Genomic DNA, 25,854 nt, shown 5'->3' on the forward strand with positions numbered 1-25,854 from the left:
ACAATCAAGAGTAAACTGACTGTAGAGCCGGTCAGTTGGTCACTGGGTATCTTCACCCGAATAGAAGCTCCGGTCCAGCGTTAGCAGGACGTTACTCGCAGAGGATTTCGGTAGAGAACGGAAGTGGAACTGGCCACCACAGCGTCTTCAGGGAACCATAAAAATCCGCCACGACAGCGAGTGGGAGGTTTTTCGTCGAAAACTCGTTCTGGAGCAAGGATACCATCATCTCAAAGGGTTGTACACGCGTATGGAATACCTAATTACGGACTGCATGAGTGCGCGTAAAGGCAGGATCCGTACTAGTGACATCGATCTTGGTTTGGCGCGTCGTGGTTCAGCCATGACAGTTACGTAAACGTAACTGACTATCCGCTTTCGTCATATCTAATCGTGCCGTACAGAGTGTGAGAACCAATGCAAGTGAGTGTCACCAAACTCGTCGTGGTTGGAATCGTCACCGTCGTTCTCGTGGTCGTCGGCGGTCCGCTGGTCGCCGACGTTTTCCTTCCCGAACAATCTACGACTGTGAGCGAAGCAGCCGTTCCGGCTGATGCGACCGCGATAAAGACGGGAACGTTCAACGGTGCTGATAGTGCCCACGACGTGTCGGGAACTGTGACTCTCTATCGCGACAGTGATGGGCATTTCCTTCGCTTCGAAGCGTATGAGCAGACACAAGGACCTGATGTATTCGTGTATCTGACACCCGCGGCAAACCCCGAAACAGAGGCAGATATTGAGGCTGGAACGAAAGTGCGCATTGACGGCGGGGCGGACGGTGGCGAGAGTACGAAAGAGGGGACGTTCACCCAACGACTTCCCGCCGATTTCGAACCTCAAGAGTACAACGGTGTGAGTATTTGGTGCGATGATTTCAGTGTTCCGTTCGGGTCAGCAACGCTCTCGGATGTCTGAGCGAAGTGCGTTGTCCGTAGCCCAGTCATCACGCTGACTATTTTTCAAGATAATGGACAGTAATAAAATAACTAGCGAATTCTCGGTGATGAGTTAGATGGTTCGAACGTACGGATACACTGCACCCAGAACAACGCCATACGCGAGGTGCCAAACAAGGCTTGGCAACGCGAACGTTGGCACTGCTGGTGCAGCTGGAACGCCGACAACCTGCAGCCACAGCGGGAGAATGATTGAACCGGTCAGGACCCATAACACCACCCCATAGATCGCCCCAAGGCCGATGCTTGCCCGCTCACTCTCAGCGTATTTGTGTAATGAGGTCAGTGAGATCATGGCGGCGAAGATAACACCGAAAATCGCGCTGTTCGAGAGATGGATGAACCAGCCAGCAATGCCGCCGCTCAGTCCATACAGAGCAGGGATTACAATTGTAAGGGCGTCTGGGCTCAGAATGAGTAGAAGGATGCCCATTGCGACACCACCCGCGAGCCCGGCGATAACCGCCCCTAACCACGGGCCATATCTTGGAGAAGTTTGTTCCGCGGTAACTTCATCAGTCGTTGCTGTTTCTGTTCCCATATGGTAACATATGGCATGATCAAGTAAACAGTCGTCGAATTCTTCGAAATACACCGCGTTCTTCAAAATTGACAATGTACACTAAAATCCCTTCAGCCTTCAACAGCGGCTGATTCAATCCGTGCCTCCGAGACGATTCTCATGCGCGCTACTCACGGGTATGCGGTGTAGACAGAGAGGACGATCGGTACATTGCCATAGACACGACTTGTGGCCTCATTCGTTGCGACAACCTACGTTATGCTCGTGTCTGATTACTACAATTGAATTATGTATGGGCTGATTATAATGATATTAATATAGTTCTCATTCATGTCACTAGAGAATTAGACAGAGACGTTAACCACGCTGGAACCGCATATACGATAGCTACCCAATGAGACGCCTTACCCGTCGGATGACAGACGACGAGACGGAGCACACTACCAAGGAACATAAAGGCGTCCAGAACTGTCCTGAATGCGACTCACAAACACTGCTCACGAGCGCAGACGGGAGTGAACTCGTCTGTGAGGACTGTGGCTTAATTATTGAAGAGCGGACCGTCGACCGGGGACCAGAGTGGCGAGCGTTCAACCATCAAGAGCGCGAACGCAAGTCCCGGGTCGGCGCGCCGATCACCAAGACCATGCACGACAAAGGTCTCACTACGAATATCGACTGGAAAGACCGAGATGCATCCGGTCACGCGCTGTCCGCCGAAAAACGCAACCAGATGCACCGACTGCGAAAATGGCAAGGACGAATCCGGACGAAAGATGCTGGTGAGCGCAACCTCAAGTTCGCGCTCTCCGAGATCGACCGGATGGCGAGCGCACTCGGTATCCCGCGCTCGATTCGCGAAGTTGCCTGTGTACTGTACCGGCGTGCATTGGATGAGGACCTGATTCGAGGCCGCTCGATCGAAGGGATTGCGACCAGTTGTCTCTATGCAGCGTGTCGTACGGAGAATATTCCGCGGAGTTTCGAGGAGATGGAAGAAGTATCGCGTGTGAGACGCAAAGAAATCACCCGCTCATATATGTATCTTGGACGGGAACTCGGACTCGAAATCCACCCGGCGAACCCGAAACAGTACGTCCCTCGGTTTTGTTCAGCACTTGGATGCAGTGATGCCGTTGAAGCGAAAACGAACGAACTGCTCGACATCGCGACAACAGAGGGCCTGCTCTCGGGAAAATCACCCACTAGTTGCGCCGCGGCCGCGATTTACGCCGCGTCACTCCTGTGTGATGAACAACAGACACAGCAGGCCGTCGCTGATGTTGCACAGGTCACCGAAGTCACCATTCGCAACCGGTATCAAGAACAAATCGACGCACTCGATCTCAACTAATCACAGCCGGAACAACCAACGCAAATCGTGAGTGTCCACGCTAACAAGTGGCGACCATCTCGATAGACTGTCTCCAAACCGATGCCTCGTCAGCCTCTGGTGAGTTCAACTGCTGCAGATGGTTCACACTAGCGGAGAGGGTCATAGGTGTGGCGCCTCTTTATTTCAAATCCTATATCAATTTGTTTTCACTCTGTCATCCGAATAAAATCAGCCCATTTCACAATCACTTGATCATGGGTATGTCCACTAGTGCTTAGTGCAACATGAGGCAGTGGACGGTTCTTGGGGGGCTCAATCCCCTCTCACCGTATGTTTTAATATTCTGGAAGTCATACTATCTACTCAGTAAAGAACTATGAGTAGTAAGAGTGAAAATGGCGACCACGTCGTTCGTATCAGCCGCAAAGGCCAGGCGACGATCCCCAAGTCGCTCCGGGAGAAGTACGGCATCGAAATCCCAGGCCGTGTGCGCTTCCGCGAAGAAGACGGCGAACTCGTCGTCGAGCCAGTCCCGAAACCAAGTGAACGCTTCGGGTCACTGGGGGAAGACTACGAGCGTGGCGAGGTCATTACGCACCATCGAGAGGAGCAGGCAGCTGAGCGCCAGGCAGAGGACACCGCTGACCAGCGTGACTATCAGCGCTACGTCGCTACCGACGACACAGACGAGACCACCGACGAATGAGCTATCGCTACGTTCTTGATACGGAACCTCTCCTTGCGTACTACTACGGTGAACCCGGTGGGGAGACTGTCCGCGACCTCCTGACGGATGTCTACATGGGTGAAGAGGCCGTAGCGGTCAGTGAAATCACGGCGACCGAACTGATGTACAAAATCGCCCGCTTTGAAACTGGCTCCCCACCGGGAACGCCAACAGAAGAGACACTGGCGACCGGCCGACAGGCCGTGCGTGACTTGGTGGACGGCGGTGTCACACTGTGTGCTCCCTCCGAGTCGTGGCCACTGGCAGCTGAAGTGAAAGGAGCGGGAGGGATCGCGCTCGGCGATGCATATGCTGTGGCGCTTGCGGTTGCCGAAGATGCAACGCTTCTGGTCGGTGCTGACGACGATTTCACGGAGCTCGTCGTAGATGTATCGGTCGAACGGATCCGGACAGAGCCAGCGTGACACGTGGGAGACGAACAGACGGAAAGCGGTTTGCGTATCTCCGTACTACATTGAGGTATGGCGGCTGCGTGGGCACAGTGGGACCACATTGCGAAGGTTGACCCGGATAAAGCACTCCACGATGAGGATACTTACGCTAGCATTGCTGACACGGGGACCGACGCAATCATCATCGGTGGCACCACGAACGTCACCGAAGCCCGTGTTCAACCGATTCTTGATGCGCTTTCTGCTACCGAAATTCCCATCTTCGTCGAGCCAACCTACCGTCCGTCGTCATCTCATACCGAGGGACTCTCTGGGTACCTGCTTCCGATCGTTCTGAACGCCGATGACCCACTGTGGATCACAGGAGCACACCACGAATGGGTTCGCTCATCTGATCCTGAGTGGGACTACGTCCAGCCAGAAGCCTATATCGTCCTGAATCCGGCGTCATCAGTTGCGACGCTCACCCAAGCAGACTGTGGTCTTGATACGGATGACGTCGTTGCGTATGCTGAACTCGCTGAGCAGGTCCTCAGCCAAGAAATCGTCTATCTCGAGTATTCTGGCATGCTTGGTGATCCAGCTGTTGTCGCTGCCACACGAGATGCGCTCTCATCAGCGCAGCTCTTCTATGGTGGGGGGATTCACGACTATAATTCGGCCTACGAAATGGCAAGTGTCGCAGACACGGTCATCGTCGGTGATGTGCTCCATGAGGCCGGTATCGAGGTGGTCGAGGCAACTGTTCGTGGAACAAGGGATGCAAAGCACGACTCGTAATCCTGTGCTCTCTCCCATTGTAGTGGTGAGGAACAGAGAGAAAGAGCCGGTAATCAGTCGTCCATAGGCTAGTTTGAGCTACTAACCAATGCTGTCTCGGCCCATCTAAATTTAGTTGCGATTTGACTCCAGAGTGGGTCGGGCATAGTACACTTGGTTGTCGGAACTCAAGCAATCAACACAGTAATCCACTGCTTTGGTCTTAAAGAAATATTGATGATGTCTCTGTTATCAGTCATCAAATAATAAAGTGGAGGTATTTACCGAGATTCATCATTACTAGTGATACGGATGCCCGGCCCAGCATATCTCCGCAGCGATTCACTTACCCTGTGTACAGTCGAAGAGGAAGATCTCGCATTTATACAAGAAGGATTCAATGATCCACGAATCCGCAAAAACATTGGACGATATACTCCCTCAAATCACGCGCAACAACAGACGCATCTCGAAGAGCGAATTACCGAGGGCGAAAACAGCATCTACTTTCTCATCTGTGTCGATGAGACGCCAATCGGGCTCATCTGGCTGTTCTCACTTGACTATCAGCGAGGGAAGGGGGAAATCGGCCTCTGGATTACACCAGACGAATGGGGCAACGGCTACGGAACAGACGCGGTGGCACTCATTGTCGACTATGGATTCAAGCAGCTGCGTCTCCACAAACTCATCGCACGGGTCCAAGAATCGAATGCTGCCTCCAAACAGATCTGGGACTCACTTGGCTTTACAGAGGAAGGGTTTCAGCGCGACGAATTCTATTCCGATGGTGAGTATGTGAGCTACTATTACTTTGGAATCCTCGCCGATGAATGGGATAGAGACTCTGTGAATGCTAACGTGGATTTCACATGATTTAGGGATACTAGACGTGTTTTATTATCTCATCCAAAAGTGAACATTCGCACATCTCTAAAAGGGAGATCAATACCGACTACCGTTCACTTTTTCCTGTTCCTATCTATATGAATGCGTATGGATATTCGTGTGTTAGAAGCGGAGAGTGAACGTCGAGAGGCAGCCCTACTTCTCCAACAGCTCTGGACTGATCGTGACCGTGACGAAATTGTTGCGTGGACAGGTGAGGAAGAGTACCGCTTATTCGGTGGTTTTGTTGACGACGAACTTATCGGGGTCGCGGGCGTCGTAATTCGAGAATTGCTCCATCATAGTCGCCATGCCTGGCTCTACGATCTTGTTGTCGACGAATCCCGAAGAGAAGAAGGATACGGAACGGAACTCATCCGATTCGTTGAACAGTGGGCGACCGAGAATGAGTGTGAATACGTTGCGTTGGCGTCGCCACTCGCGAAAGAGGAGATCCACCAGTACTACGAAAGCCGAGAGTACAACAGGTGGTTATCGAGAAGGAGCTCTAACGTGAATCAGACGATCGTTCTGCGACTAGCTGTTTATCTGTTTCTTTGAGCTCATGTCGTGCTATCTACAATCGAAAGGGTAAGGGTGTTGATCGGGAGTGTGCGCCTCCAACTAGTCGCTCGTAGGTTAGTATTTTATACTAACTAATATCGCCCACCGATTTAACGACGTTCAGACACTACTATCCGACATGAGCGAGAATGCCGCAATCATTGCTCGGATAATCGAGCATAACACGGGTGGGCAAAACCGTGCGACAATTGATCGTGATCACATCGGTGTGATTGCAACCCAGCATGGTCGCTTTGACGGCGATATTGATGATTCGATAGCCGAGACCCTTGCTGAAGGATACATCGAAGAGCAGGACGGTGAATACGTTGCGACTGAGAACGTTTGGGATCTCATTCCCGGTATTACTCGCTAGCTCGTCGCTCGGTCTGCTTGCGTTTTGATCTCTTTCCGCCTCTCACTCTTTCTTCAACGCTCTTGTTAGTATACAATGCTAACAAAGGCGTCTGAAATTCTAAAAACCCGCTTCAATTCACTTAGTAACGTACGTAAAACTTATCTAATGGTGGGTAATAACGTATTCTAGAAACAACGCCTGCACTGAAACGCGAGTGATTCCCCTATGACACCACCACCAACCGCTGACACAGATGGCCACGAATCGCACAGTCGACGGGCGTTTCTCGCAACAACCGCCAGTCTCGGCCTTGCATCACTGTCCGGGTGTGTGTATGGCAGTGGAATTGGTGCGGTAGATACTGGATCGAACAGCACCAATAGCACGAATTCAACTGGCGGTATGCCGTCAGGATTCGATCCGACAAAGTATACTGACCAGTTCAAGCACCGAGTCAACATCGCGAAGAAAGGCGCAGACAACACGGGGAAGCAAGAGGTCGATGATGTTCTCGACCGTGTGATCGACGACGATACACTCGTCTACTTCCCACCTGGTCGGTATAAACTGAATACGAACCATCGCCACGTTGGACTCCGTAACCTCGGAATTATCGGACAAAATGCCGTCCTCACGCACGGACGTGTAGACGCGATCGAGGGGTTCGATGTCACCGAGGGGGAGTATCACGGCCCTGCTCAGCATTTCAAAATCGGAGTGCCTGATACACCGCACAAGGGACGCTTTGTGTTTGGTGGATTCTCAGTTGATTGGCGCGGGAAGAACGAAGGGATGCAGATTCTGAACCATCATACCGCCGGGAAATCGATGATTCAGAACATTCGGCAAGTCGGCATGCACTCGCTCGGCTGTCAGGGACCATTCCGACTGAACCCCGCGACTGAGAATGCGTTCATTCGGGCCCGGAATATCGACATCCGGCATGGTGGTCTTACCTACCAAAAGACAATCAATACGCGAGATACCTACGACGGGGGGCCGTATGCTGGTCGTTCGTGGGCGACATCGGGGATTACGATGCATCCACGCACGCAGGGGAAGCTCCGCTTAGAACGGGTTATCTGTGGCGGGTGGCCTGACAACGGGATCTACGTAATCGGTGGACATCCGGGTACAGGAGACGGCACTGTCGAAGTGATAAACTGCATTTCAGGCAATTCACAGGCGTCAAACATCCGCATTGGGGGCAAGAACTCGAAGATCATTGGATGCAAGGTCATCATCGATCAGTCGTTCGGGAACGAGTTCTACGACGAGCAGCGTCCTATCCGATTAGACGACGGCTCATGCACAATCAAGAATACACAGATCGTCCAGAAGAAGCCCACTGGATGGAGTATCACCGTCCAACATGCGGTTCAAAAAGCGATGATCGAGAACGTCTCGATAACGATCTATGATATGCCGATGAAAGCACTCGTCGTTGATGATGCAGCAAGCAACGTCACGGTTCGGAATTTGCAGGTTCAAACGCCCGGCTGGCAGGCGACGGAGAACATGCTCCTTCGTGGGTCGGGTGACGTGATGGAGGATATCACAGTTGATGGAAAGCCGGTTTGATCTGACGATTATACGGTTCTGAGTTTTCGGAGGACGAGCAAAACACAGATGAGCGATACAAGGAAAGCTACTCGCTTTGCCCACACACCCGGTAGGTACATCGAAAGATGATACCAGAACCCAATGAAGGAGAGACCAAAAACGAGGAATGGAGCTCCAAATGCAAATAAAATCGCGGATGCACCTCTTCCGATAGCTCCCATCGTCACGCCCTCCATTTCGCAATGAGGAAGGTACCAAGGATAATCACGATAGCACCTGATCCCTCGATCCCGAACACGTAGGTAACGATAACAGCGGCAAGAATCGCGCCCCAGAAGCGCACTCTCCGACTGTGCTTGATCGCATCGATGAGCGTGGTTTTGAGTGCAGTCATGAGTTTGAGTCTTGGTCGTCTTCGGTGTTTTCGCGTGGGTCAGTGAGGAGGTGGTACAGTGCGGATTTGGCGTGGATGTTTTCGATGTAGCCCGCTGCTTCCAGCACTTCTAATCGCTGATGGATGTATTGCCGGGTGTAGCCTGTTTCGTCGACCAGATATGATTGCGTTCGATCGCCCTCGTGAAACAGGTCGAGTATTTGCTTGTCAACATCCTTTAGTCGAACCATCGGCTGCAATTCGTAGCGTATCATACGTAAGTGTTGTCTGTCATTGACCTATTGTAGTTTACGGACAGTAAAATACGAAAAGACACTACTGTCCGTAAACTATTTATTTCTCTTTCTAGTTGAGTAGGATGGAATATGGTTCCCCCAGGAAATCACGAGCAGAGCGACAGAAACGGGTCAGAAACAGCGTCTAGTGACTCTATTTCACAGACAATTGCAGGGATGGTTGATGCTGGTATAGTGCTGGTCGACACAGTGGCCGTGCGTGCTGGTCAAGCAGTCGGAGTCACAGATGAGACGGTTGCAAAAGCGATTCCGAAGGCATACAGTGTCGCGCTTACGTCAGGCCTCGTTATTGGTCGTGCCGCCGCCCAATCGAGTGGGAGCGTGAATGTCTGTGATCAATCCAAATTCATCGGACAGGCACTCCCGTTCTTTCTCACCGCTGGCGGGACGTTCCTCGTCGGTGCCTACGCGCTGAGCCAACTCATCGGTGGTGGCGGCCAGGCACTCTCGATGTCGAGTGGCAAGCAAGGGACGTTCAAAAGCATGCAGATGGATGGGCACAAGGGCTTTATTAGCGCCCTTGTCGGTCTCTCACTGCTTGGCATCATGATGGGCTGGATGGCTTTCCCGGTTGATACCAGCTGTCTGCCCGGTGTCTAAGGAGGAATGCATGCACGCCAACACCCGACGAGTGTTGGTTGTCAGTCTTGCTGTGCTCCTCCTCGCACCGATGCTGATTACCCCAGTAGTCGCCGTTGACTCGCACTCGTCACACTCGATGTTTCAAGCCACCTCGCCCAACGGATCTGCAGCCAATAATTCGACGACAACGACGCCAGCCAACGGCTCGCATGCGCCGGGCAGTGGTTCGTCCGGGAGTGGTGGCTTCGGTGGGTTCATGCCTGATATCCCGGGGCCAAAAGAGACCGCGAAAATTGCGGTCAATTATCTGGCTGGGACGTGGCTTGCCAACCAGCTCACTCAGGCGTTCAAGGACTTCATCAACGCCTTCACCGGCTTCATCGTTGGGACGCCATACCCGACGAACGACGGTTATCTCGGCATCCTTGGCTACCCCGTGGAGAATCAGAATCCCAATTGGAACGCCGTCTTCTGGCAGCTCTATGTTCCATACGTCGGCTCAACGTCGATGATACTCCTGGTGTTGAACCACTGGTTTTCTGCGATCAAGGTCACGACACCCGGCATCGGACAGCATCTTGATGGGAGTGATTTGCTTGTCAAGACGACGGCTGGTGGGATGTTCATCGGCCTCTGGTGGCAGATCGGGACAGCAATCGCCCGGCTGAACAATGCACTTGCGACCACGCTCGCTCCAAGTGGGGCGGAAATGGTCACGACACTGAATGGGCTCGTGAAAGTGGCCTCCGGTGCGATTCTCACTGTCGTCTTGACACATGGTGCGGGCGTCTCGGAAGTTGCTGCTCTAGCACTCATGTATGGCACGCGGCACGCACTGCTCATCCTCTACCAGGTGTGCATGCCCCTCCTGGTGATCATGGCACTCACGGCACCGGCCGAGTGGATGCGCGGCTTCTTCGCGCGGTTAGCGTGGCACTACATCACGCTGCTCATCCTCGTCTTCCCAGCGGCCTTCCTCCTCCGGCTTGGACTGATCATCGACTTCGATTTCGGATTTGGTCCACTTGGGGACGTGCTCGCCGGAATGGGTTTCCTCGGTGGTGCAATCCTGTCGGTCGCGATCCTCGGCTGGACGTCGATCGCAACGCGACGCTATGCGGGAAAGATGAGCAAAGCGGCCGGGAACAGTCGTCCTACGAAGGATGGTATGGAGAAATCCTACGAGCGTGCCAAAGAGCGCAAAGAATCAGCGACCACGTGGATCCAGTCCCGTGAGCACCAGCTACGTAACATTCGTCAACGCGCAGGTGAGCGCACAGAATCCGCTAAGCAGTGGGTTCAGAGTAAGCGAGACAAATCTCGAGCCGTTCGGACCGATGGTGGAAAGGAGAGTATGCGGAAGCGACGTGTGAACAGCCGGGATTGGGAGTACACAGCAGAATCGAACAGAGCGAGCCCAGACGATGACTGACAGCCAGTATCGACTTGCACCCACGGAGGACGGGTTTTGTCCTCCCACTCGCAGTCGAGCAGTGTCGTCTTTAGGCGGCACTGTGCTGCGGTGATCCACTACACCCAGATCACACATGTCAGATTCACCTGGAGCAGAAGTTCTCGATCAAATGGCTAGCGGACGGGACGTCTTCGGCCGGTGGGACATGAACGAACTCGTTCGTGCCATCTACCCGGCACTCGGGATCTTGGTCCTCACGCCATTCCTCCCGAAGCGACTCCAAATCGCGGGCATCCTCCTAACACTCGCCGCGCTGGCGGGTGCAGGAGTTGTGCTCGCTGTTGAACCGGAATACCTCACGGCAGGTGAGTTCGTCGCTCAACGGACAAAATGGCTCACCCGACAATCCGTGAAGCTCCATTCCCGTCAGAACCGCCGCTAACCCACAGTATCGCCCGCAAACCAACACTCCGACATTCAAACCAATGAGTCAGAACGCCCAACCCCCAAACGAGCATCCGACCGCACAGAAACTCTTCCAAACAGTCCCCCTCATCCGTCGATTCGTGACGAGTACCAGTGGCCAATCCACCCAAGAGTGGGTTCCCGTGAATCGACCACTTCCAGCACACAACGCCGTGGAATTGGCAGATCGTTCGGTCGTCGCCGCGATCCGCGTCGACCCAGCGAACATGAGTACGAAAACGGCGTCCCAATGGGAGGATCGCATCAAGCAGCTGGATGAAGCCCTCTCAACAACCGTCGATTTCGAGATTGAGCAATACAGTACGCTTCGCTCGCTCGATAAGCAGAGCTATCGTGAGGATTATCACGAGATGGCGGCTGAACGGCCCGACGAAAAAGATCTAACGGGAATGAACCGCCTGCAACGTCGCCTGCTCGATGAACGAGTGGAAATCATCGACGACGACCACGAGAGCGTTCTCGTCCGTGAGCACTACATCCTCGTGAAGGTCATGCCGGTCGAACTCTCTGAATCGTGGGACGATGCTGCCGGACTGTTTGGGAGTGCGACCAATCTCCCGCTCATCGGCGATCAGATCAAGGCTCGTCGGATGAACAACTACGGCAATGACCTCGAGCAGCTTCGCACTGACCTGACTGCCCGCCTGAACAAGCGGGTCGAAAGCGTCGTTCAAGCACTCGGAAGTGTTGATGGCATCACCGGGACGCCGATCTCGCTGGTCGAATTTACGCGGTTGCTCCGCTCCTACTACCGAGCGGACAATGCAGCCACGATACCCGATGAGACGATTCGGGCACTAATCCATGATTCGCCGGTTGTAGGTGCGAACGCAGATGTCGATGTAGACTACGAGGTCAACGTGCATGCGAAGGACTGCGACCCACTTGCCGAGAACTATCGGTCATTTCTGGCCCCTGAATCAGTTCGGTATGATGATCAGCGCTATCTCGTTCTGGACGAGGAGACCTACGTCCTCGGGATGTGGGTTGAGAATTGGCCGGAAAACCCTGACATCGGCATGTTTCGCGATGTGCTGAACACGCCCGGCGTGCATATTACGCTCTCAACGCATGCGCTTGGGGTCTCCAAATCCGACGCCCGGCAACAGTCCCAGAAGAACAAGATCAAACACAAGAGCGACTACGAGAAGAAAGAGCAGGAAGGGCATTGGGGAGCTGAATCAGCCTATCGCAAGTGGCAAGCAGCTTCTGACATCGAGGACTCTCTGACCGAATCAGGGTCGGGACTGTTCATGACGAGTACCTACGTAAGTCTTCGTGCCAACTCCAAAGAGCAGCTGCTCGACGCGGCGAGGACGATGAAACAACGATTCAAAGAGCAACCTGCTCGGTGCGAAGTTGTCCCTGCCCACTTCCAACAGGAAGAGATGGCCCACTCGGCCGCCCCACTGGTCTACGATTCGATGAACAAGGCCACACCGATGCTTGGGCGAGCGTTGGCAAAGCAGATGCCCTACACGTCGAACAACATCTACGAGCCATCGGGGATCGAGGTTGGCATCCACCACGACCGTGATGAGCCGACGATTGTCGATCCGTACCTTCGGGGTATGGGCTACAATATGATGGTCTTCGGCAAAATCGGGAGCGGCAAGTCCACTACGTCGAAGAAGATCCTCACCCAACTCAAAGAACGCAACCCCGAGATGAACGTCGTCCTCATCGACCCTCTCGAGGGGCTCGCTGGCCCGTCGAAGCTCTTCGATGCTGAGCAGATCGTCGTAGGCGGAGAGACGGGTCTCAATCCGTTGGAAATCAAAGAAACGCCCGAGGAGAAGCTATCCGTTGTTGGTCGGACGACGCCGTTCAGCGAGGCGATGGAGCGCTTCATAAGTTTCGTCGAGACGTTCTACGACCTCGAAGGCCGAGAACTCGAAGCAGAGAAAAAGAACGTCTGGGAGAAAGCCGGACGCCGTGCCTACAATGAAAAAGGAATCACCAAGGACCCGAGCACACACGGCAACGAATCGCCGACGCTTCGCGACGTAATTCAGGAGATTGCACACATTGCTGGAGTCGGCGATAACCCCGAAATTCACCAGATGGGCGACCTGCTCGACGCTGATCTGAGCGAGACGGACGTCCCGCTTCGAACCCGCGAAGCGGCCGAACGGGTCCTCTCAGAGGATATTGAAGCGTTCCGCACACGCTACCGCCACTTCACGAAGGAAACTGGCTTCGACTTGAACGCCGATGGCGGGAGTTTCTATCTTGATCTGCAGCTCAAGGAAGGGAAAGGTGAGACAGGGCTGATGCTTGGATTGCTTCTGACGTCGGTCTACGAGATGGCCAAAGAGAGCGACGATCCGACGATGATCTTGATTGACGAAGCGCAGTATCTCACCAAGCACGCGGACAACCTGACGTTCTTGGAGCAAGTCGTCCGTCACTCTCGGCACTATAACCTCTCGCTGCTGTTCTCTACACAGTCGATCAGCGAATTCTACGCGAAGGACGACGAGGGGACGAGTGCGCTCAAATCGCAAGCAGAGGTCATCTTCAACAACTCCTCGATGATGTGTTTCCACCATTTGGACGATATGACGCCCGAGTTCGGGAGTGAAATCGGGCTCAACACCGAGGAAGCAACCTTCGTCAACAGTGCTCTGCCGGGCGACAAAGACCGTGGCTATTCGGAAATGCTGCTCGCCGTCGACGAGGATGGAACACGGGAGTGCTACCCACAGCGGGTTGAGATGAGCATGGATGTGAATCCGGTCGAGTTCTCGATCGTCGATTACGAACCGAGTGACCACGGGAATTGGCACGACTACCTAGAGCGCCAGCTTGGCGACCGCTTCGATGATGGGCAGCCATCCAGTGGCGAATCGGAGAGTAAGACGGCCGAGAAACGTTCGATAGTGGCAACTGACGGGGGTGAGCAGGAATGAGCCTCCTGTTCCAGGCTGTCGATATCGTCGTGGCCGCGTTTCACACACTCGCAAATGTTCCACCTATCCAGCAGTTCTCAACATTCCTCGCCGAGCGGATGTTTGCGGTCTTCTTCACGAATAGTCTCGTACCAGCGTTCCTGGGTTACTCGGCACCGGAACTCAACGCACTGCTTGGTGACATCGTTGCGTCGTATATGGCGATTATCGGTGTACTGATTGGAGGCTCGAAATTCATTCCGGGGGCAGGCCGATGAGTCGCTTCAGTCGGTCAGCCGAGTACCGTGCTGCACAACTCGGTGCAACGTCCAACGACCAAGCTAGTGATGAACTCATTCGCGTTCGGCCATTCAAAGACGATGGCGGGATTGACACCGCAATCGAGTGGTTCGAATCCGTCCATCCCTCTCACTCGGACCTGAGTGGCAAACGAAGCGTGCCCCGTGCAGCAGAGATCGTCTATGACGGTGAACAGATCAGCTTCCGGTACCTCCCGTGTAGCGACGATTTCCACTGGTTCCTGACTCGACTCCGGCACAAGTATCCTGATTCGGACGTTCGGCGGGAAGACGCCGACCTCATACACATCGATGAGGGGGATTACGTGGCAGGCGGTGAGTGGACGCTCCGCAAACATCGATGGTGGCCGATTCGTCGTCGTGACCTCGAAGGCTTCCGCGAAGACGACCCATACGAAACCGTCCTCGGCGATATCGTAGATGATGCGGTGAAAGCCGGTGGGGCAACTGGTCGAGAGCCGGTACGGAGCGTCATCCAAGTCATGTTTCGCCCAACAACGCGGAACTGGCAGACTGGACGGCTTCTCACGACGAATATCACTGAACTCTACTATCATTTGAACGGTGTCTACACGATTCACGACCTCGCCGAGACCAAGCGCGAGAAAGAGACAGCCGATGCAACGGAGATCGGGAACGTCCTCGATCGACGCGCGAAAGAGAAAGCATTTGATGTGATGATTCGCCACCTCTCGGTTGGTGACGACAAGGAAGCTGTCAAGCACCATGCTGAGGCGGTCGGTGCCTCCTTCGCGAGCTATTACAACTCAAAGACCGAGCAAGCGTTTATTGTCGAGCCGAGTAGTTCGCCGAACGCATTGGCGGAGACGATGGCCCGCCGGGAGTGGTTGGGTGAGAAGATGTTGCTCACCTCACTCGAGATCGCCCCGATTGTGCATCTACCACCGGCAGATATCTCGATCGCGCAACTCGACCGCCGCCAGACCAAACGCGGCGAAGAGGTGCCGGTTGGGTCTCACGAGCACAGCGGATACATCACGGGGGAGAAAGATGCTTAATCGACTCTTCGGGAGTGGTGAAGACGATTCGGCGGATGAATCACCGGAGATTGAAGCCGAGGAGGATGCTGCCGTTCCAACAACGATCACGAACGAACCGTATGGGTTCACCCAAACGGGTGCAGAGTACGCGGCGGATGGCATGACTGAAACGATCACTGAAACCGAAGAGCAGGGACCGGTGGCAGGCCCAGAGATCCGCGAACTGCTCGAACGTGCTCGTGATCATCCAGACATGCCACTATGGTTGGGCTACAACGACAGCGCCCAGCAGGGCTTCGATCCGGCCCCTGTCGAGTTCAACCAGCTTTTCCAGCATCTCTGGGTTGTCGGAACCACAGGTGCCGGGAAAACCACCGAGATGCTAAATTGGATGGTGCAGCTCGCCTGGGCAGGCTATGGGTTCATCTACTTCGACCCCAAGGCCGAGGATAGCAAAGAACTCCTCCAGAAAATTCCCGAGTATCGGCATGACGACGTGATCTGGATTGAGCCAGGTGACGACGACCACGATCGGAGCATCGGGATCAACTTCCTCGAAGTCCCGGACTGTGAGAGCGAGATGGAGCTTGAACAGCACGTCACCGATCGTATTCAGGTGCTCAAAGCTGTTCTGTCGGGTGACGACTACTGGGGCCCACGGATGAACGCCATCGTGGAGTCGATGGCACGAGCGATGATGCAGGCGAATCACGAGATCGAGGACCCAGACGAGCAGTACTGTGTGCTCGATATGTACTTCGTCCTCCTAAACGCCCAACGGCGAGAAGATTTCGCCGAGGAAATCGATGATCCGTGGGTCGGTGAGTTCGTCTCCGAAATCGCCGAGATGGATGATGACGCTGTGCGACCCGTGATTACGCGGCTGAAGCCGTGGGTCGAGAGTCCTGTCACTCGTCGCATTGCGGGCTGTCGGGAGAGTACGATCGACTTTCGGGATATCCTCGATGACGAGAAGATTGTAATCGTTCGCACAGCGGTTTCCGACGATGATATCAAGCAACTCGTGACACTCGGCACGCTTCGTCCACTGTGGAATGCGATTCAAAACCGTTCGATCGAAGGCGCGGAGAAAACGCCGTTCTTTGCGATTCTCGACGAGGCAGACCGCGTCCTTCACAAGAATCTCGACGTCGACGACATGCTAGCACGTGCTCGCTCGATGCGCCTCTCGGTGACGCTAGCCTGCCAGTATCCGACGCAACTCAAAGAGTCGGGTGTCCTCAAGCCAGTCAAGAACAACTGCAACACAGGCGTGTTCTTCCGCGTACTGGACGACGAGGACGCCCGCCCACTCACCCGGCGGTTGAGTGACTGTGATATCGAGGATTTCACCGAACTCGAAAACCATCGGATCTGGTCCCGAATTCCGCTAGACGGCGGTACCCGGTTCTCTGGTGCGCTCAAGCTCAAGACATTTGCGCCGTATCCAAACATTCGCGACGAAGACGAAGCGGAGGCAATTATCACTGAAAGTCTGGAGCGGTTTGCTGCCCCGCCACTCACGGACGACGAGATGATGCGCCAGCTCAAGTTTGGTGGGATGAACGAAGCCGTCACACCAGAGAAGGCGAGCGCCAAGACACTCGATACGGCTAACGACGAACGATCGCGTGACGCGGCACTGAAAGCCATCTACGACGAGAGCATCCGACAGGGACAACCGGGTGAGTTCATCCCGATTGAGGCGTGTCTCGATCGACTCAGTGGGTATCTCCCCGCGAGGGGCGGGGTTGAGACCGCCGAACGTGCATGGCGGCATGTGCTCAAGGATATTCCTGAAGCCTACCTTGACTATCGCGAGGAGAACGAGCAGGGGCAAGTCAAAGTACGCTCTCGGAGTTTCATGAACATCGGCGATCGCGAGAATGACGGCGGCGCAGAACACTGGGCACCAATGGCTGATGCCTACGTCCCACTGACGCAACTCGGGTTTGTCGTTGATATCCTCGCACAGGACGGCGGCGACATGCCAGACGCACTCGCCAGCGTGGAGGACGCATTAGACATCCCAGACGACGCGGACAATGAGGAAATTGCTGACGCCGTCGCACACTACCGAGAGCATCATCCCGTGATGAATCGGTTGGCTGGTGCTCGCGAGGTCTACATCGAAAGCGAACACACGACCGGGAATAGCCAACCCTCACAGACTGTTCGGAACGTCATGCAGGCGGTCAACGAAGGGAAACGATGTCTGCTCGTCTCGCGGGAACAGACAGCTAGACGAGTCCATACGACGCTCCTTAAGGAACCGAAGGGCTGTCACAAGAACCATTCCGTCGATGGCGAACAACGCTTCTACACGCTCACGGGTGACGTAGCGATCGACGGCGAGGTCATAACTCGTCCTGGGAGCAGCGACAACGTCTGGGTGTATGAGGAGGGCAGTGGGGAGTATGTCCTCCGCGACGACAACGGAACAGAGCACGCTCGTTTCGAAAACCCTGAGGCGATCTTCGAGGACGCCACTGCCTACCCGATGGGCGGCGACCGGTCGGTAAAAGCGCCGATCGTCCCCGACTATGACACGGATATGCTGGATATCATCGTCGTCAAAGAAGACGCGAAGACGCCAGCAGACTTGTTCCTCTACCGGCCAGATGGCAACCATGTCCCACTGGATATGCTTGCTACCGACGACGGGGAAGCTACCCAGACGGTCGCTGACGACGATCACAACCACGAGGAAACCGAGTCAGAAGATGACGGCGGAGATATCGTTGACGCCCTCCGCTAATCGACGTCGAGCAGGTTCCGCATCTCTGCGACGTTCTCGTCACTCACTGCATCGCTTTTCGACGCCAGCAAGACGAGCGCTTTCTTGATTTTCTCCTGGTCGTCCAGCTGATTCTCGACTGTTTCAAGCCGATTCTCCATAGCTGAAACGCGCGCTGCTGTCTCTGCAGTTGGCGGTGGACTGAGTGCCGTGTCAGTCGTCTCGATGAACTCTTCGGCGAACTCGGTGAGTCGCCAGATCCGCGCTGGACGTCCACCGCCAGCGGGATACTCGCGCTCACCAGTGTCCTTGATCAGTCCCCACTCTTCCATCGTCACCAAGTGGTGATTAGCACTCCCAGTCGGCACGTCGGCACGCTCGCGAAGAATGGATGTGTTCAACTCGCTTTCATCTGCATTGGCGAACGCAGCAAGGATGCTCCGACGGTGCTGGCTCCCCTGGTTGAGCTTCCGCTCGATGGTGTCCATCTGTGCGCCCCAGTCCTCATCGTCATAGTTAGATGTATCAGCTGGCATGAGTAGTCACAAGCAAGGATAACGGAGTGAGACAACTATAATATTACGATTGTACCAAGTTGGTTTACCCAAGCCGAAGGAAGAGCCATGGGAACCAACCAATGGGCAAAAAATAGCGAAGCCGGGCTATCAGAGAGAAACATCAGAAACTGGAAACAAGTGTGTGCGACACAACGCGGGGGGCTGGCGCCCCCCGACGACAGAGGAGAATGAACCACCAAGAAACACAGACGAATCCAGGACTGTAAGAGCCAGTGGGCACCCCCAATCTGTCACGAAACAGATGATGAACAGTACACGCGAAAAGGGGCACCCCAACAGGCAGTCAACAGAGGTATTTGAAGCAATGCGACAGAGCAGCCAGCCGGGGGGCAACAGCACCCGGACAGTCTACCAGAGCGAAGCGTCGACGACAACGAGGACACGAAGAAGAGGACAGTCCACTCTGCAGAACAACCCGGGAAGAACCACAAGAGAGGGAGGACAGTCAGGCCCTGCCGGACTCAGAGAGAAACAACGGAGTGACGGAAGGGGACAGTCCAACAGTGCGACGAGCAGAACCACGAGAAGGAGCGTACTGGCAGCAGGGGCAGCTAAACAGCACTGGCGGCAAGCCGCCATGAGGGGCACCGGGCAGTGTACCGCACAGCGGAGAGGCTGCAACAGTACAGCGACACCGACTGCAGCAGCAGACCTGGAATGATGGCCAGCACAGGCGAGTGGGGGCCGTGATATCCTTGAGCCAGGGATAGACGAAAAGAGTGGACAGTCTGCCCTGCCAGGACATCATGAGAAACCCGCGAAGCGACTATGTGGGGTGCCAGTATCTGCACTGGAGTGGGGTGCCAATGAGCGACACGCAGTCAACCAGTCTTGGTACACTAACTGGGGTGCCAGCAGCACGTACTCACGGAATGCCCGTGTGACGGCAAAGGTGGGGTGCCACATGGGCGTTAGAAAAGTATAGCGACGAGAAAACGAGAGTTAGCGTTGATAGTAGAATTCAACGACTTTGAAGACAGCCCAGACAGTGATGAAGATGGAGCTAATGAAGACCACATTTATCCAGAGCAGCGGCAGTGGCTGGGTGATCCCAAAGAGGTCAAGCCCAAAGCTGATGAGCTTACCGAGGGCTGCATAGATGAGTGGCCCAATGAAGATCAGTGCGAGGAGCGACGCACCAATGACTTCGAGAACGTTCCGAGTGTAGGGCTTTTTGAGTGACTGAACAACTGAGCTCATAGTCAATATTACAACGGCAGTGATAATATAGATTTCTAAAATATTAGCTGTGTACCTAAGTACAGCTGTAGAGAGTTTCACCACTAGTTATCTACAGCGAGTCAACGATAGAACACGGATCACAGCACTATTGGGTTCCACATGGGCGCCATACTGAGATGCCACCAGGAGAGCAACCGTCTTCCACAAAACGCACGAGGAGGCGGCAGTGAATAGCGCTGCCAGACTGTCCACAGAAAGTCAGGGGGCTGCCGTGAGACGGCATAGGGCAGCACGTTGGACTGTCCACGACTAAGCAGCACAGTAGAGATGAGCTGGCTAGAGTCCGGTGGACTGTCCTCTACGTACCAGCAGGAGAGTGGTAGGTTTAGTAACGGTGGGACTGTCGAGTGAGCGCTGTTTACAGCGGAACTCTGGTGTGTTACCAGGAAGACTGTCAGGAGCTGGAGCTGGCTGTCTGGCCGGTGGAAAAGCAGATGAAAACCGCTGTGTTGCAGCTGGGTGGGCACCTCGTCTGGTTTCTGCCGGCTGACTGTCCAGTGGTCACGAGGAGCGGTAGCCTTTCGGCTTGGGCTGTTCGTTCGGTGCATTCGTGTGTCAGCAAATACTCTTCACATTCACTCCTATGGATGAAGAGCGTGTCACGTACAGGAAACTTTTCCATACTTCCCAATCATTTATTCCTCTACTAGTAGAAGTAAGCATAGCGTTCATTGAGAATCGTTTCTCGTAGTATCTAAGCTGATTGTTGCCTCTCCGATTACATCGTACATTAGCAATTGCGATGGCGCTCAATGAGGCGTCTTAGCCGCCCTGTGAACAGTTTGGATTCGTCCACGGAGGGACAGCCCTGAAGACGTGCTCAGCAGATGAGTTTGAACTACAAACTGAAGAAATAGATACGCATCATACACTGAATAGTCCAATAATTTGACTCTTTATCCATATTAAAGTGTTGATAAGAAGCAACGGGAGCTTTCCGAACCTAGCCTGCTAGCGAGAATAATGAATGACGATCATTCTTAAGGGTTTTCTGAGAATAACTATGTAAAGTCGCGTAGATCGGACTGTTGGTGAGACAGACAATAGCATCATAATTGGGTGTGAAATTGTTAGATATTAGCTAATGATTGAGTGAATAAACAAATTGGGAGGGTGAAATCATGGAAGATACAAAAAGAGACTCAGAAAGACAGAACGGCTCAAACGATTATTTCTACATCTATATTGATATGATGGAGTTTTCCGCCCAAGAACTCATGTTCGACCGATTCACTGGTGCACTCTCTACATTACAGGAGGTATTCGAAAGAATGAGACATAATTTAGAGGAATCGGGAAATTTGTCCCATAAGGATATCAATATGGCGATTAATAGGCTATCTATAGTGGAGGGCATTTGGAACCAAAATCCCAATTCATTCTCGTCCTCTGAAGAATACAATCACTATCACCGAGAAGTGATTGGAGAAGCCATAATGGTCGCTTCTACTCTATTGGATAACGCGAAATCATCAATTGAAAATAATAGCTTTAATAATTTAGTTAAAGAAGAAATTCGACAGCAACTCGATGAAGCAATTGAGACCATATATAATGCTGAAACTCATTTCAGATCCATGACAAAATTTCGCCCGTAGCAACTTTCCCCTGTCTTAAAAACATTTATTAGTTATTTTCCGAGGATTTGCCGTCTGACTCACCGGTATTTACATTCCCTCTAGAGTTTTCATTGTTCACCTGAGCAAAGAAGTCTGATATTAGATATTCCCCCATATAATTTTGAAACTTTATTGCCTCCTTATGGAATATAACTGAGCCAGAGATTGTTATCAATATCAATAATAATAAAAAGCCTTCACTAAAACTGGAGATGATTAATTCGGAATCAGTATAAGAAAACCAGCCTATTTCTTTGATTGGGATAATATCGATTATAAATACTGCTGAATATAGCACAGAGATGAGAAAAAGCGAAGTGGACATTCCTTCACAGAATGCATTCTCTGCTTGCATATTTCGTGACCTTCCTTGTTCGTTTGAATGGATATAACTCTGTACTATGACATACCTGTACTTACTACGTGCATTACATATTCTAATTCCATTAAACTTGTCCTCAAATGTGTGTATAAACTGAGTTTTCAAGCCGCTCTTGTCCAATTCTTGCTCAAAATTCTCCCTATGGCTTGGAAATATTTCACCTCTGACTAGCCTAGATCTATTAATTGCATGTGATATTTGGCCCAACATAAAGCTGCCAATTATTACGAGAACTAAAAAAACTGCAGCAAGAGCGAGATCCGAGCCTGTTGAGGGATTTTTTGGAAGGAATGGAATCAGTGAAGCTATAATGGCACTACCAGGAAGAAATATACCGAAGAACTCATATAGACTAAAGAATCGAGTGTATGCGTCTTCAGCCATTTGCACCAATATTATTATGCATAGTTAGTTATCGTTTTATAAACTGTGTCCAATGCTATGGTGTTCATTTCGACAGAATTTCTATTTCTATGCGTATAAATGTGACGGCACTACTGAACCGAAAGTTCCGTTGTTCCGCTGCTTCTGTGGAGGTAGAGGGTACTTTCTCTAATGGATCCTCAATACGAAACCATAACCTATTAAAATATATTAAGATACGTGATAGTCATATTATTGTCTATATAATAAAGATAAATGAATGAGAGAATGGACAATGGCCGAAACGTCAGGGAGAGTCAGTTGTCGTCAGCAGCGGCAAGAAACTCTGTGATCCACCCGCCGGGCGAAAGCGGATCGAAATTCGGAGCGTCAGTCACCTCCGCCGTGTGGCTGATCTCGTGCCCGCATGGAGAGATCGTAATCGCCAACGGATCACAAACCTCCGTCGCCAGCACCGTTTGGCCGCACGTCGGACAGCGTTCGTGCGACATTCGGTGACCTCCTCAGCCCGCAGCAATCATCGCAATCGCCGCAACTGTACTTCTCAGTCTGTTTGACAACCTTCGAGCGTTGATAGCGCGGGAGTCGTCCGTCCACCGGGCGAACGTTCGCCCGTGATCTGCGTCACCGAACTCGTGATACTGCCATGCGTGAATTAGTTCGTGGTGTACCGGTCGAACTGAACTGCTCCCAGCCCTGTTGCTAGAAAGTGTCCCAGGCGACCGAGATCGTTATCTCGCCGTTCGCAGGGTCGAATTTCGGCACCTGTCGATCTCTGTCGTCGGTGGAACACCTCCCATTCAATCGCTTCAACAGGCAAATTGGGGAAATGCGCAGCCGCGACATCCGCCGCATGTGCTTGCGCTCGATCGAACAGGCCCCGCTCAGTCGTCGGTGCATCGTCGGTCACAGCGTTCGCGCTTTCGCTGAGCGTTCGCTGGGTAACATCGGACAGCGTTGTTTGGCGTGACATAAATGAAAAAGGAGATGGGATTAGCAGCAGTCGGTGAGTGCGCCCTTCCGAGTGGCTTCCGCGCCACAATCCTCACACGTCCAGTAGGTGTGATCGACGTTGCCGTACTTGTCGTAGCCAGTGTACGGGCCACTGATACGCTCGTCTTTGTCGTCCTCGGAGGGGAACGCCGTGAGCGTCCCGTCGTCGGTTGCGTTTTCGACGGCGGCCATGTGCTTGCAGACGGCATTGCGGTGAACGTGATGCGGACACGTACAGGCCATCAGTTCGTCGGTCACGTCGTCGATGGAGACAACGTAGTGGTGTTCAGTGGGGTTCTCGTGGCTTTCGTTGATGACCTCGGTGAGTCGAAAAACGACGTATCTGTGGTTTTCATAGCGCCGATTCAGCAGGCACAATAGTTTCCAAGATATTCATTCAGTCGATCATCTTCACCCCAGAAATCATAGGAAACATTTCTTATGGTTGCCTGTTATTCAATGGTCATGTACGAGTCAATTCTGATTCCGACCGACGGAAGCCAGGAAATGGAATCAGTCGTTGATCAGGGACTCGAGCTCGCAAAACAAAGTAATGCGACTGTTCATACACTGTATGTAGTCGACGAACGAGCCTATCTGACGATTCCGGATAAAGAACGTGATCGTGTTCGAAAAACACTCGAGGAGGATGGTCAGGCCACAACGAAAGCCGTTGAGGAACGGACCCTTGACGCTGGTCTCGATGCCGTTCAAGAGATCCGATGGGGCGATCCCAGTGCGGAGATCCTTACATATGCTGTCCAAAATGAAATCGATCTCATCGTGATGGGAACCCATGGCCGGACGGGATATGAACGATATTTGCTCGGTAGCGTGGCCGAGAGAGTAGTACGAACCGCCCCAATTCCTGTTTTAACGGTCGCGGTTGGCAATATCGATAAAGCGATAGCAAATATCAAGGATCGGTTACGGGGTGAACCGGCAGTTGAAGCGACAGAGACGGTATCAGAGACACATGATCAGGTTGACGAACTCCCAGACTCATGACGAGAATAGTTTAAATGCACAATCTTCGTGACGCCTGCCTGTCGTTGCGCTCGGTGTGAAATCTTCCAGTCGATGGTTTCGACCGGCAGGTCAGGGAAGTGTTCGGCGGCGACGTTCGTTGCGTGCTGCTGTGCTCGGTCGAGCAGGGCTGTCGGTGTCACCGGTGTATCATCGGTCGCAGCGTTCGCGCTTTCCGTGAGCGTTTGCTGGTCGGTGATATCCGAGACCGTCACTAGATTATTTGTATCAACTAATTCAAACAAGCCATTTATCTTTTCATTATGCTTATAGACACTATGGCGTTCCCAGATTCATTCTTCGTTGTCCTCGGAATCGCATGGCTCATAGCACTCATAGTTAGCTATGGTGGATACCGTACTGGACGAATGACATCCAAACGTGCAAAACAGGGGATGGGAATGTCTCTTATCTGGATTTTATTTGTAGTTCTTCGGTTAATCGGGAACCTCCTCGTTGTTTCTCTAACAATCGTGCTCACAGTGGCAGGACTGTACTTGTTATATTTTCACGACTGGAACGAGTCAGCAGAAATCAGTTGATTCCCACTGTGGTTTAATTAGTTCGGCAGTTCTTTGCGACCCACACGAACGCATGGCCAGCACGGGAAGTCACCGAGGCCCTCACAGTCGCAGTCTTCGGGTTCGGTATCGTCCTCAGACGAGAATGCGTCGAGTGTCCCGTCGTCAGTTCCGTTTTCGACGGCGGCCATGTGTTTGCAGAACGCATCACGGTGGACGTGATGCGGGCACGTGCAGGCCATCAGTTCACCAGTCACGTCGTCGATGGAGACTGTGTACTGGTGGGCTGCGGGCGTCTCATGGCTCTCGTTGGTCACTTCGACCATTCCGGGGACATCGACGTCGAAGGAGAATTGTTCGGCCTGTGCGCGTTTCTGTGCCGTCTCGTCAGTTTCAAGTTCACTAGGCGTTTTCGTACTCATGGTCTTTCCACGTTGGTTTTGGAAGACCGGTGCCGGGTGTTAGAGCACCCGGCGCGTTTCTACACACGCCCGAGGGCACCGTTCTTCCTACTTATTCCTTGTACGGCATAGGTAATAAAACCACCGTATTCCTTACAAGGAATAAGCTTATGTCATGTGGAAATGAAAGAGTAGGTATGACAGAGAAGAATGAGAGACCGCGCAATGAGAGCGGAGAATATGTCCAAGAACACACTGAAGAGGCCGTCTTAGAGGTAATGAAGCCGCTCGAACCCTACATGACGAGTGAGATCGCGGACGAACTTGGGTGGTCACGACGGTCGGCGTATGACGTTCTCACTCGACTCCATGAAAACGATGAGATTCGGAAAAAGAAGCCCGAGGCGCGTCGTGTTATCTGGATTCGACCGGAGTAGCCAGTGAATTCTGTCGAAATTTACTAGATATGTGTAAGTTCTTTGGTAGCTTTGGACACA

Annotated in this window: 32 protein-coding genes; 20 read left to right on the plus strand and 12 right to left on the minus strand. The window is 53.0% G+C overall.

All coding sequences use genetic code 11. The annotated features are described in order from the left end of the window. Window positions 1–91: 91 nt before the first annotated feature. Entirely contained in the window at window positions 92–229 is a 138-nt protein-coding gene (locus OOF89_RS17120) for a hypothetical protein (protein WP_266080856.1), read from the minus strand. Window positions 230–417: 188 nt separating this feature from the next. On the opposite strand from OOF89_RS17120, the gene OOF89_RS17125 reads away from it, so the two are divergent. Further along, window positions 418–918: a DM13 domain-containing protein gene (locus OOF89_RS17125; RefSeq protein ID WP_266080858.1), complete on the plus strand. Its 501-nt coding sequence runs from the start codon at window positions 418–420 to the stop codon at window positions 916–918. Between the two features lie 93 nt (window positions 919–1,011). On the opposite strand, the gene OOF89_RS17130 is transcribed toward OOF89_RS17125, so the two are convergent. Next, window positions 1,012–1,500 carry a histidine kinase gene (locus OOF89_RS17130; protein ID WP_266080860.1) on the minus strand — a complete coding sequence of 163 codons (489 nt, stop codon included), beginning with the start codon at window positions 1,498–1,500 and terminating at the stop codon, window positions 1,012–1,014. A 376-nt stretch (window positions 1,501–1,876) separates the two neighbouring features. Here OOF89_RS17130 and OOF89_RS17135 point away from each other — a divergent pair, with 376 nt between their 5' ends. From OOF89_RS17135 to OOF89_RS17170, 8 genes are all read left to right on the plus strand, one after another. Then, entirely contained in the window at window positions 1,877–2,836 is a 960-nt protein-coding gene (locus OOF89_RS17135; protein WP_266080862.1) for a transcription initiation factor IIB, read from the plus strand. 358 nt (window positions 2,837–3,194) lie between these two features. After that, window positions 3,195–3,524, plus strand: a complete 330-nt coding sequence (locus OOF89_RS17140) for an AbrB/MazE/SpoVT family DNA-binding domain-containing protein (protein WP_069451581.1) — start codon at window positions 3,195–3,197, stop codon at window positions 3,522–3,524. Continuing rightward, window positions 3,521–3,970, plus strand: coding sequence for a type II toxin-antitoxin system VapC family toxin (locus tag OOF89_RS17145; protein ID WP_266080867.1), 450 nt, complete (start codon window positions 3,521–3,523; stop codon window positions 3,968–3,970). The genes OOF89_RS17140 and OOF89_RS17145 overlap by 4 nt, the downstream gene beginning before the upstream one ends. A gap of 57 nt (window positions 3,971–4,027) precedes the next feature. Then, complete coding sequence (locus OOF89_RS17150) at window positions 4,028–4,738, plus strand: phosphoglycerol geranylgeranyltransferase (protein ID WP_266080869.1); 711 nt, start codon at window positions 4,028–4,030, stop codon at window positions 4,736–4,738. A gap of 291 nt (window positions 4,739–5,029) precedes the next feature. Further along, entirely contained in the window at window positions 5,030–5,593 is a 564-nt protein-coding gene (locus OOF89_RS17155) for a GNAT family N-acetyltransferase (protein ID WP_266080871.1), read from the plus strand. Window positions 5,594–5,713: 120 nt separating this feature from the next. Continuing rightward, complete coding sequence (locus OOF89_RS17160) at window positions 5,714–6,166, plus strand: GNAT family N-acetyltransferase (protein ID WP_266080873.1); 453 nt, start codon at window positions 5,714–5,716, stop codon at window positions 6,164–6,166. Between the two features lie 142 nt (window positions 6,167–6,308). Continuing rightward, entirely contained in the window at window positions 6,309–6,545 is a 237-nt protein-coding gene (locus tag OOF89_RS17165; protein ID WP_266080875.1) for a hypothetical protein, read from the plus strand. Between the two features lie 207 nt (window positions 6,546–6,752). Then, entirely contained in the window at window positions 6,753–8,108 is a 1,356-nt protein-coding gene (locus tag OOF89_RS17170; RefSeq protein WP_266080749.1) for a hypothetical protein, read from the plus strand. A gap of 205 nt (window positions 8,109–8,313) precedes the next feature. Here OOF89_RS17170 and OOF89_RS17175 read toward each other — a convergent pair whose 3' ends face one another. Together OOF89_RS17175 and OOF89_RS17180 are read right to left on the minus strand one after the other, a co-directional pair. Further along, window positions 8,314–8,484 (minus strand): hypothetical protein, encoded by a 171-nt coding sequence (locus tag OOF89_RS17175; protein ID WP_266080751.1) that lies wholly within the window; start codon window positions 8,482–8,484, stop codon window positions 8,314–8,316. Continuing rightward, a complete protein-coding gene (locus OOF89_RS17180; protein WP_266080753.1) occupies window positions 8,481–8,714 on the minus strand; it encodes a winged helix-turn-helix domain-containing protein in 234 nt (77 codons plus the stop codon). The genes OOF89_RS17175 and OOF89_RS17180 overlap by 4 nt, the downstream gene beginning before the upstream one ends. 135 nt (window positions 8,715–8,849) lie before the next feature. On the opposite strand from OOF89_RS17180, the gene OOF89_RS17185 reads away from it, so the two are divergent. The 7 genes from OOF89_RS17185 (at window position 8,850) to OOF89_RS17215 (ending at window position 18,232) form a co-directional block, all read left to right on the plus strand. Then, on the plus strand, window positions 8,850–9,380 hold the full coding sequence (locus OOF89_RS17185) for a hypothetical protein (protein WP_266080755.1): 531 nt from the start codon (window positions 8,850–8,852) through the stop codon (window positions 9,378–9,380). A 10-nt stretch (window positions 9,381–9,390) separates the two neighbouring features. Then, window positions 9,391–10,794, plus strand: a complete 1,404-nt coding sequence (locus tag OOF89_RS17190) for a hypothetical protein (RefSeq protein WP_266080757.1) — start codon at window positions 9,391–9,393, stop codon at window positions 10,792–10,794. A gap of 115 nt (window positions 10,795–10,909) precedes the next feature. After that, window positions 10,910–11,218, plus strand: coding sequence for a hypothetical protein (locus OOF89_RS17195; RefSeq protein ID WP_266080758.1), 309 nt, complete (start codon window positions 10,910–10,912; stop codon window positions 11,216–11,218). Between the two features lie 43 nt (window positions 11,219–11,261). Beyond that, window positions 11,262–14,174 carry a VirB4 family type IV secretion system protein gene (locus OOF89_RS17200; protein ID WP_266080759.1) on the plus strand — a complete coding sequence of 971 codons (2,913 nt, stop codon included), beginning with the start codon at window positions 11,262–11,264 and terminating at the stop codon, window positions 14,172–14,174. Further along, window positions 14,171–14,431 carry a hypothetical protein gene (locus tag OOF89_RS17205; protein ID WP_266080760.1) on the plus strand — a complete coding sequence of 87 codons (261 nt, stop codon included), beginning with the start codon at window positions 14,171–14,173 and terminating at the stop codon, window positions 14,429–14,431. Before OOF89_RS17200 ends, OOF89_RS17205 begins: the two co-directional genes overlap by 4 nt. Continuing rightward, on the plus strand, window positions 14,428–15,492 hold the full coding sequence (locus OOF89_RS17210; protein WP_266080761.1) for a hypothetical protein: 1,065 nt from the start codon (window positions 14,428–14,430) through the stop codon (window positions 15,490–15,492). The genes OOF89_RS17205 and OOF89_RS17210 overlap by 4 nt, the downstream gene beginning before the upstream one ends. Continuing rightward, window positions 15,485–18,232 carry a type IV secretory system conjugative DNA transfer family protein gene (locus tag OOF89_RS17215; protein WP_266080762.1) on the plus strand — a complete coding sequence of 916 codons (2,748 nt, stop codon included), beginning with the start codon at window positions 15,485–15,487 and terminating at the stop codon, window positions 18,230–18,232. The genes OOF89_RS17210 and OOF89_RS17215 overlap by 8 nt, the downstream gene beginning before the upstream one ends. Here the strand turns inward: OOF89_RS17215 and OOF89_RS17220 are convergent. Both OOF89_RS17220 and OOF89_RS17225 read right to left on the minus strand, forming a co-directional pair. Continuing rightward, entirely contained in the window at window positions 18,229–18,747 is a 519-nt protein-coding gene (locus OOF89_RS17220; protein ID WP_266080763.1) for a helix-turn-helix domain-containing protein, read from the minus strand. The two genes, OOF89_RS17215 and OOF89_RS17220, sit on opposite strands and share 4 nt — an antisense overlap. Before the next feature lie 984 nt (window positions 18,748–19,731). Beyond that, the gene (locus tag OOF89_RS17225; RefSeq protein WP_266080765.1) at window positions 19,732–19,989 is read right to left on the minus strand and encodes a hypothetical protein; all 258 of its coding nucleotides are present in this window, start codon (window positions 19,987–19,989) and stop codon (window positions 19,732–19,734) included. Between the two features lie 1,163 nt (window positions 19,990–21,152). Between OOF89_RS17225 and OOF89_RS17230 the strand changes: the two genes are divergently transcribed. Beyond that, window positions 21,153–21,629 (plus strand): hypothetical protein, encoded by a 477-nt coding sequence (locus tag OOF89_RS17230; protein ID WP_266080767.1) that lies wholly within the window; start codon window positions 21,153–21,155, stop codon window positions 21,627–21,629. A gap of 28 nt (window positions 21,630–21,657) precedes the next feature. Here the strand turns inward: OOF89_RS17230 and OOF89_RS17235 are convergent, their stop codons facing one another. The 4 genes from OOF89_RS17235 to OOF89_RS17250 all read right to left on the minus strand — a co-directional run bounded on the left by OOF89_RS17235 (window position 21,658) and on the right by OOF89_RS17250 (window position 23,787). Further along, window positions 21,658–22,416, minus strand: coding sequence for a hypothetical protein (locus OOF89_RS17235; RefSeq protein ID WP_266080769.1), 759 nt, complete (start codon window positions 22,414–22,416; stop codon window positions 21,658–21,660). A 296-nt stretch (window positions 22,417–22,712) separates the two neighbouring features. Further along, window positions 22,713–22,907: a hypothetical protein gene (locus OOF89_RS17240; RefSeq protein WP_266080771.1), complete on the minus strand. Its 195-nt coding sequence runs from the start codon at window positions 22,905–22,907 to the stop codon at window positions 22,713–22,715. Window positions 22,908–23,071: 164 nt separating this feature from the next. Beyond that, a complete protein-coding gene (locus OOF89_RS17245) occupies window positions 23,072–23,389 on the minus strand; it encodes a hypothetical protein (protein ID WP_266080773.1) in 318 nt (105 codons plus the stop codon). A gap of 20 nt (window positions 23,390–23,409) precedes the next feature. Continuing rightward, a complete protein-coding gene (locus OOF89_RS17250) occupies window positions 23,410–23,787 on the minus strand; it encodes a hypothetical protein (RefSeq protein ID WP_266080775.1) in 378 nt (125 codons plus the stop codon). Between the two features lie 87 nt (window positions 23,788–23,874). Here OOF89_RS17250 and OOF89_RS17255 point away from each other — a divergent pair, with 87 nt between their 5' ends. Continuing rightward, window positions 23,875–24,417 (plus strand): universal stress protein, encoded by a 543-nt coding sequence (locus OOF89_RS17255; RefSeq protein WP_266080777.1) that lies wholly within the window; start codon window positions 23,875–23,877, stop codon window positions 24,415–24,417. Here the strand turns inward: OOF89_RS17255 and OOF89_RS17260 are convergent. Continuing rightward, on the minus strand, window positions 24,390–24,650 hold the full coding sequence (locus tag OOF89_RS17260; RefSeq protein WP_266080779.1) for a hypothetical protein: 261 nt from the start codon (window positions 24,648–24,650) through the stop codon (window positions 24,390–24,392). The genes OOF89_RS17255 and OOF89_RS17260 overlap by 28 nt on opposite strands. Window positions 24,651–24,713: 63 nt before the next feature. On the opposite strand from OOF89_RS17260, the gene OOF89_RS17265 reads away from it, so the two are divergent. Continuing rightward, window positions 24,714–24,977, plus strand: a complete 264-nt coding sequence (locus OOF89_RS17265) for a hypothetical protein (RefSeq protein ID WP_266080781.1) — start codon at window positions 24,714–24,716, stop codon at window positions 24,975–24,977. Between the two features lie 17 nt (window positions 24,978–24,994). On the opposite strand, the gene OOF89_RS17270 is transcribed toward OOF89_RS17265, so the two are convergent. Next, window positions 24,995–25,378, minus strand: coding sequence for an SWIM zinc finger family protein (locus OOF89_RS17270; protein WP_266080783.1), 384 nt, complete (start codon window positions 25,376–25,378; stop codon window positions 24,995–24,997). Between the two features lie 176 nt (window positions 25,379–25,554). On the opposite strand from OOF89_RS17270, the gene OOF89_RS17275 reads away from it, so the two are divergent. Then, on the plus strand, window positions 25,555–25,794 hold the full coding sequence (locus OOF89_RS17275; RefSeq protein ID WP_266080785.1) for a hypothetical protein: 240 nt from the start codon (window positions 25,555–25,557) through the stop codon (window positions 25,792–25,794). The last annotated feature ends 60 nt before the right edge of the window (window positions 25,795–25,854 follow it).

Origin of the sequence: Haladaptatus caseinilyticus (assembly GCF_026248685.1) — an archaeon.
GTDB classification, from domain to species: Archaea; Halobacteriota; Halobacteria; order Halobacteriales; family Haladaptataceae; genus Haladaptatus; species Haladaptatus caseinilyticus.

What these genes read in the sequence shown, in the direction of transcription:
- OOF89_RS17170 (WP_266080749.1), top strand. Translation starts at nt 6,753, where the DNA reads ATGACACCACCACCAACCGCTGACACAGATGGCCACGAATCGCACAGT.
- OOF89_RS17155 (WP_266080871.1), top strand. Translation starts at nt 5,030, where the DNA reads ATGCCCGGCCCAGCATATCTCCGCAGCGATTCACTTACCCTGTGTACA.
- OOF89_RS17210 (WP_266080761.1), top strand. Translation starts at nt 14,428, where the DNA reads ATGAGTCGCTTCAGTCGGTCAGCCGAGTACCGTGCTGCACAACTCGGT.
- OOF89_RS17230 (WP_266080767.1), top strand. Translation starts at nt 21,153, where the DNA reads ATGGAAGATACAAAAAGAGACTCAGAAAGACAGAACGGCTCAAACGAT.
- OOF89_RS17175 (WP_266080751.1), bottom strand. Translation starts at nt 8,484, where the DNA reads ATGACTGCACTCAAAACCACGCTCATCGATGCGATCAAGCACAGTCGG.
- OOF89_RS17165 (WP_266080875.1), top strand. Translation starts at nt 6,309, where the DNA reads ATGAGCGAGAATGCCGCAATCATTGCTCGGATAATCGAGCATAACACG.
- OOF89_RS17225 (WP_266080765.1), bottom strand. Translation starts at nt 19,989, where the DNA reads ATGAGCTCAGTTGTTCAGTCACTCAAAAAGCCCTACACTCGGAACGTT.
- OOF89_RS17180 (WP_266080753.1), bottom strand. Translation starts at nt 8,714, where the DNA reads ATGGTTCGACTAAAGGATGTTGACAAGCAAATACTCGACCTGTTTCAC.
- OOF89_RS17215 (WP_266080762.1), top strand. Translation starts at nt 15,485, where the DNA reads ATGCTTAATCGACTCTTCGGGAGTGGTGAAGACGATTCGGCGGATGAA.
- OOF89_RS17195 (WP_266080758.1), top strand. Translation starts at nt 10,910, where the DNA reads ATGTCAGATTCACCTGGAGCAGAAGTTCTCGATCAAATGGCTAGCGGA.
- OOF89_RS17240 (WP_266080771.1), bottom strand. Translation starts at nt 22,907, where the DNA reads ATGTCGCACGAACGCTGTCCGACGTGCGGCCAAACGGTGCTGGCGACG.
- OOF89_RS17235 (WP_266080769.1), bottom strand. Translation starts at nt 22,416, where the DNA reads ATGGCTGAAGACGCATACACTCGATTCTTTAGTCTATATGAGTTCTTC.
- OOF89_RS17270 (WP_266080783.1), bottom strand. Translation starts at nt 25,378, where the DNA reads ATGAGTACGAAAACGCCTAGTGAACTTGAAACTGACGAGACGGCACAG.
- OOF89_RS17130 (WP_266080860.1), bottom strand. Translation starts at nt 1,500, where the DNA reads ATGGGAACAGAAACAGCAACGACTGATGAAGTTACCGCGGAACAAACT.
- OOF89_RS17220 (WP_266080763.1), bottom strand. Translation starts at nt 18,747, where the DNA reads ATGCCAGCTGATACATCTAACTATGACGATGAGGACTGGGGCGCACAG.
- OOF89_RS17245 (WP_266080773.1), bottom strand. Translation starts at nt 23,389, where the DNA reads ATGTCACGCCAAACAACGCTGTCCGATGTTACCCAGCGAACGCTCAGC.
- OOF89_RS17255 (WP_266080777.1), top strand. Translation starts at nt 23,875, where the DNA reads ATGTACGAGTCAATTCTGATTCCGACCGACGGAAGCCAGGAAATGGAA.
- OOF89_RS17135 (WP_266080862.1), top strand. Translation starts at nt 1,877, where the DNA reads ATGAGACGCCTTACCCGTCGGATGACAGACGACGAGACGGAGCACACT.
- OOF89_RS17190 (WP_266080757.1), top strand. Translation starts at nt 9,391, where the DNA reads ATGCACGCCAACACCCGACGAGTGTTGGTTGTCAGTCTTGCTGTGCTC.
- OOF89_RS17150 (WP_266080869.1), top strand. Translation starts at nt 4,028, where the DNA reads ATGGCGGCTGCGTGGGCACAGTGGGACCACATTGCGAAGGTTGACCCG.
- OOF89_RS17205 (WP_266080760.1), top strand. Translation starts at nt 14,171, where the DNA reads ATGAGCCTCCTGTTCCAGGCTGTCGATATCGTCGTGGCCGCGTTTCAC.
- OOF89_RS17185 (WP_266080755.1), top strand. Translation starts at nt 8,850, where the DNA reads ATGGTTCCCCCAGGAAATCACGAGCAGAGCGACAGAAACGGGTCAGAA.
- OOF89_RS17160 (WP_266080873.1), top strand. Translation starts at nt 5,714, where the DNA reads ATGGATATTCGTGTGTTAGAAGCGGAGAGTGAACGTCGAGAGGCAGCC.
- OOF89_RS17120 (WP_266080856.1), bottom strand. Translation starts at nt 229, where the DNA reads ATGATGGTATCCTTGCTCCAGAACGAGTTTTCGACGAAAAACCTCCCA.
- OOF89_RS17275 (WP_266080785.1), top strand. Translation starts at nt 25,555, where the DNA reads ATGACAGAGAAGAATGAGAGACCGCGCAATGAGAGCGGAGAATATGTC.
- OOF89_RS17140 (WP_069451581.1), top strand. Translation starts at nt 3,195, where the DNA reads ATGAGTAGTAAGAGTGAAAATGGCGACCACGTCGTTCGTATCAGCCGC.
- OOF89_RS17200 (WP_266080759.1), top strand. Translation starts at nt 11,262, where the DNA reads ATGAGTCAGAACGCCCAACCCCCAAACGAGCATCCGACCGCACAGAAA.
- OOF89_RS17125 (WP_266080858.1), top strand. Translation starts at nt 418, where the DNA reads ATGCAAGTGAGTGTCACCAAACTCGTCGTGGTTGGAATCGTCACCGTC.
- OOF89_RS17265 (WP_266080781.1), top strand. Translation starts at nt 24,714, where the DNA reads ATGGCGTTCCCAGATTCATTCTTCGTTGTCCTCGGAATCGCATGGCTC.
- OOF89_RS17145 (WP_266080867.1), top strand. Translation starts at nt 3,521, where the DNA reads ATGAGCTATCGCTACGTTCTTGATACGGAACCTCTCCTTGCGTACTAC.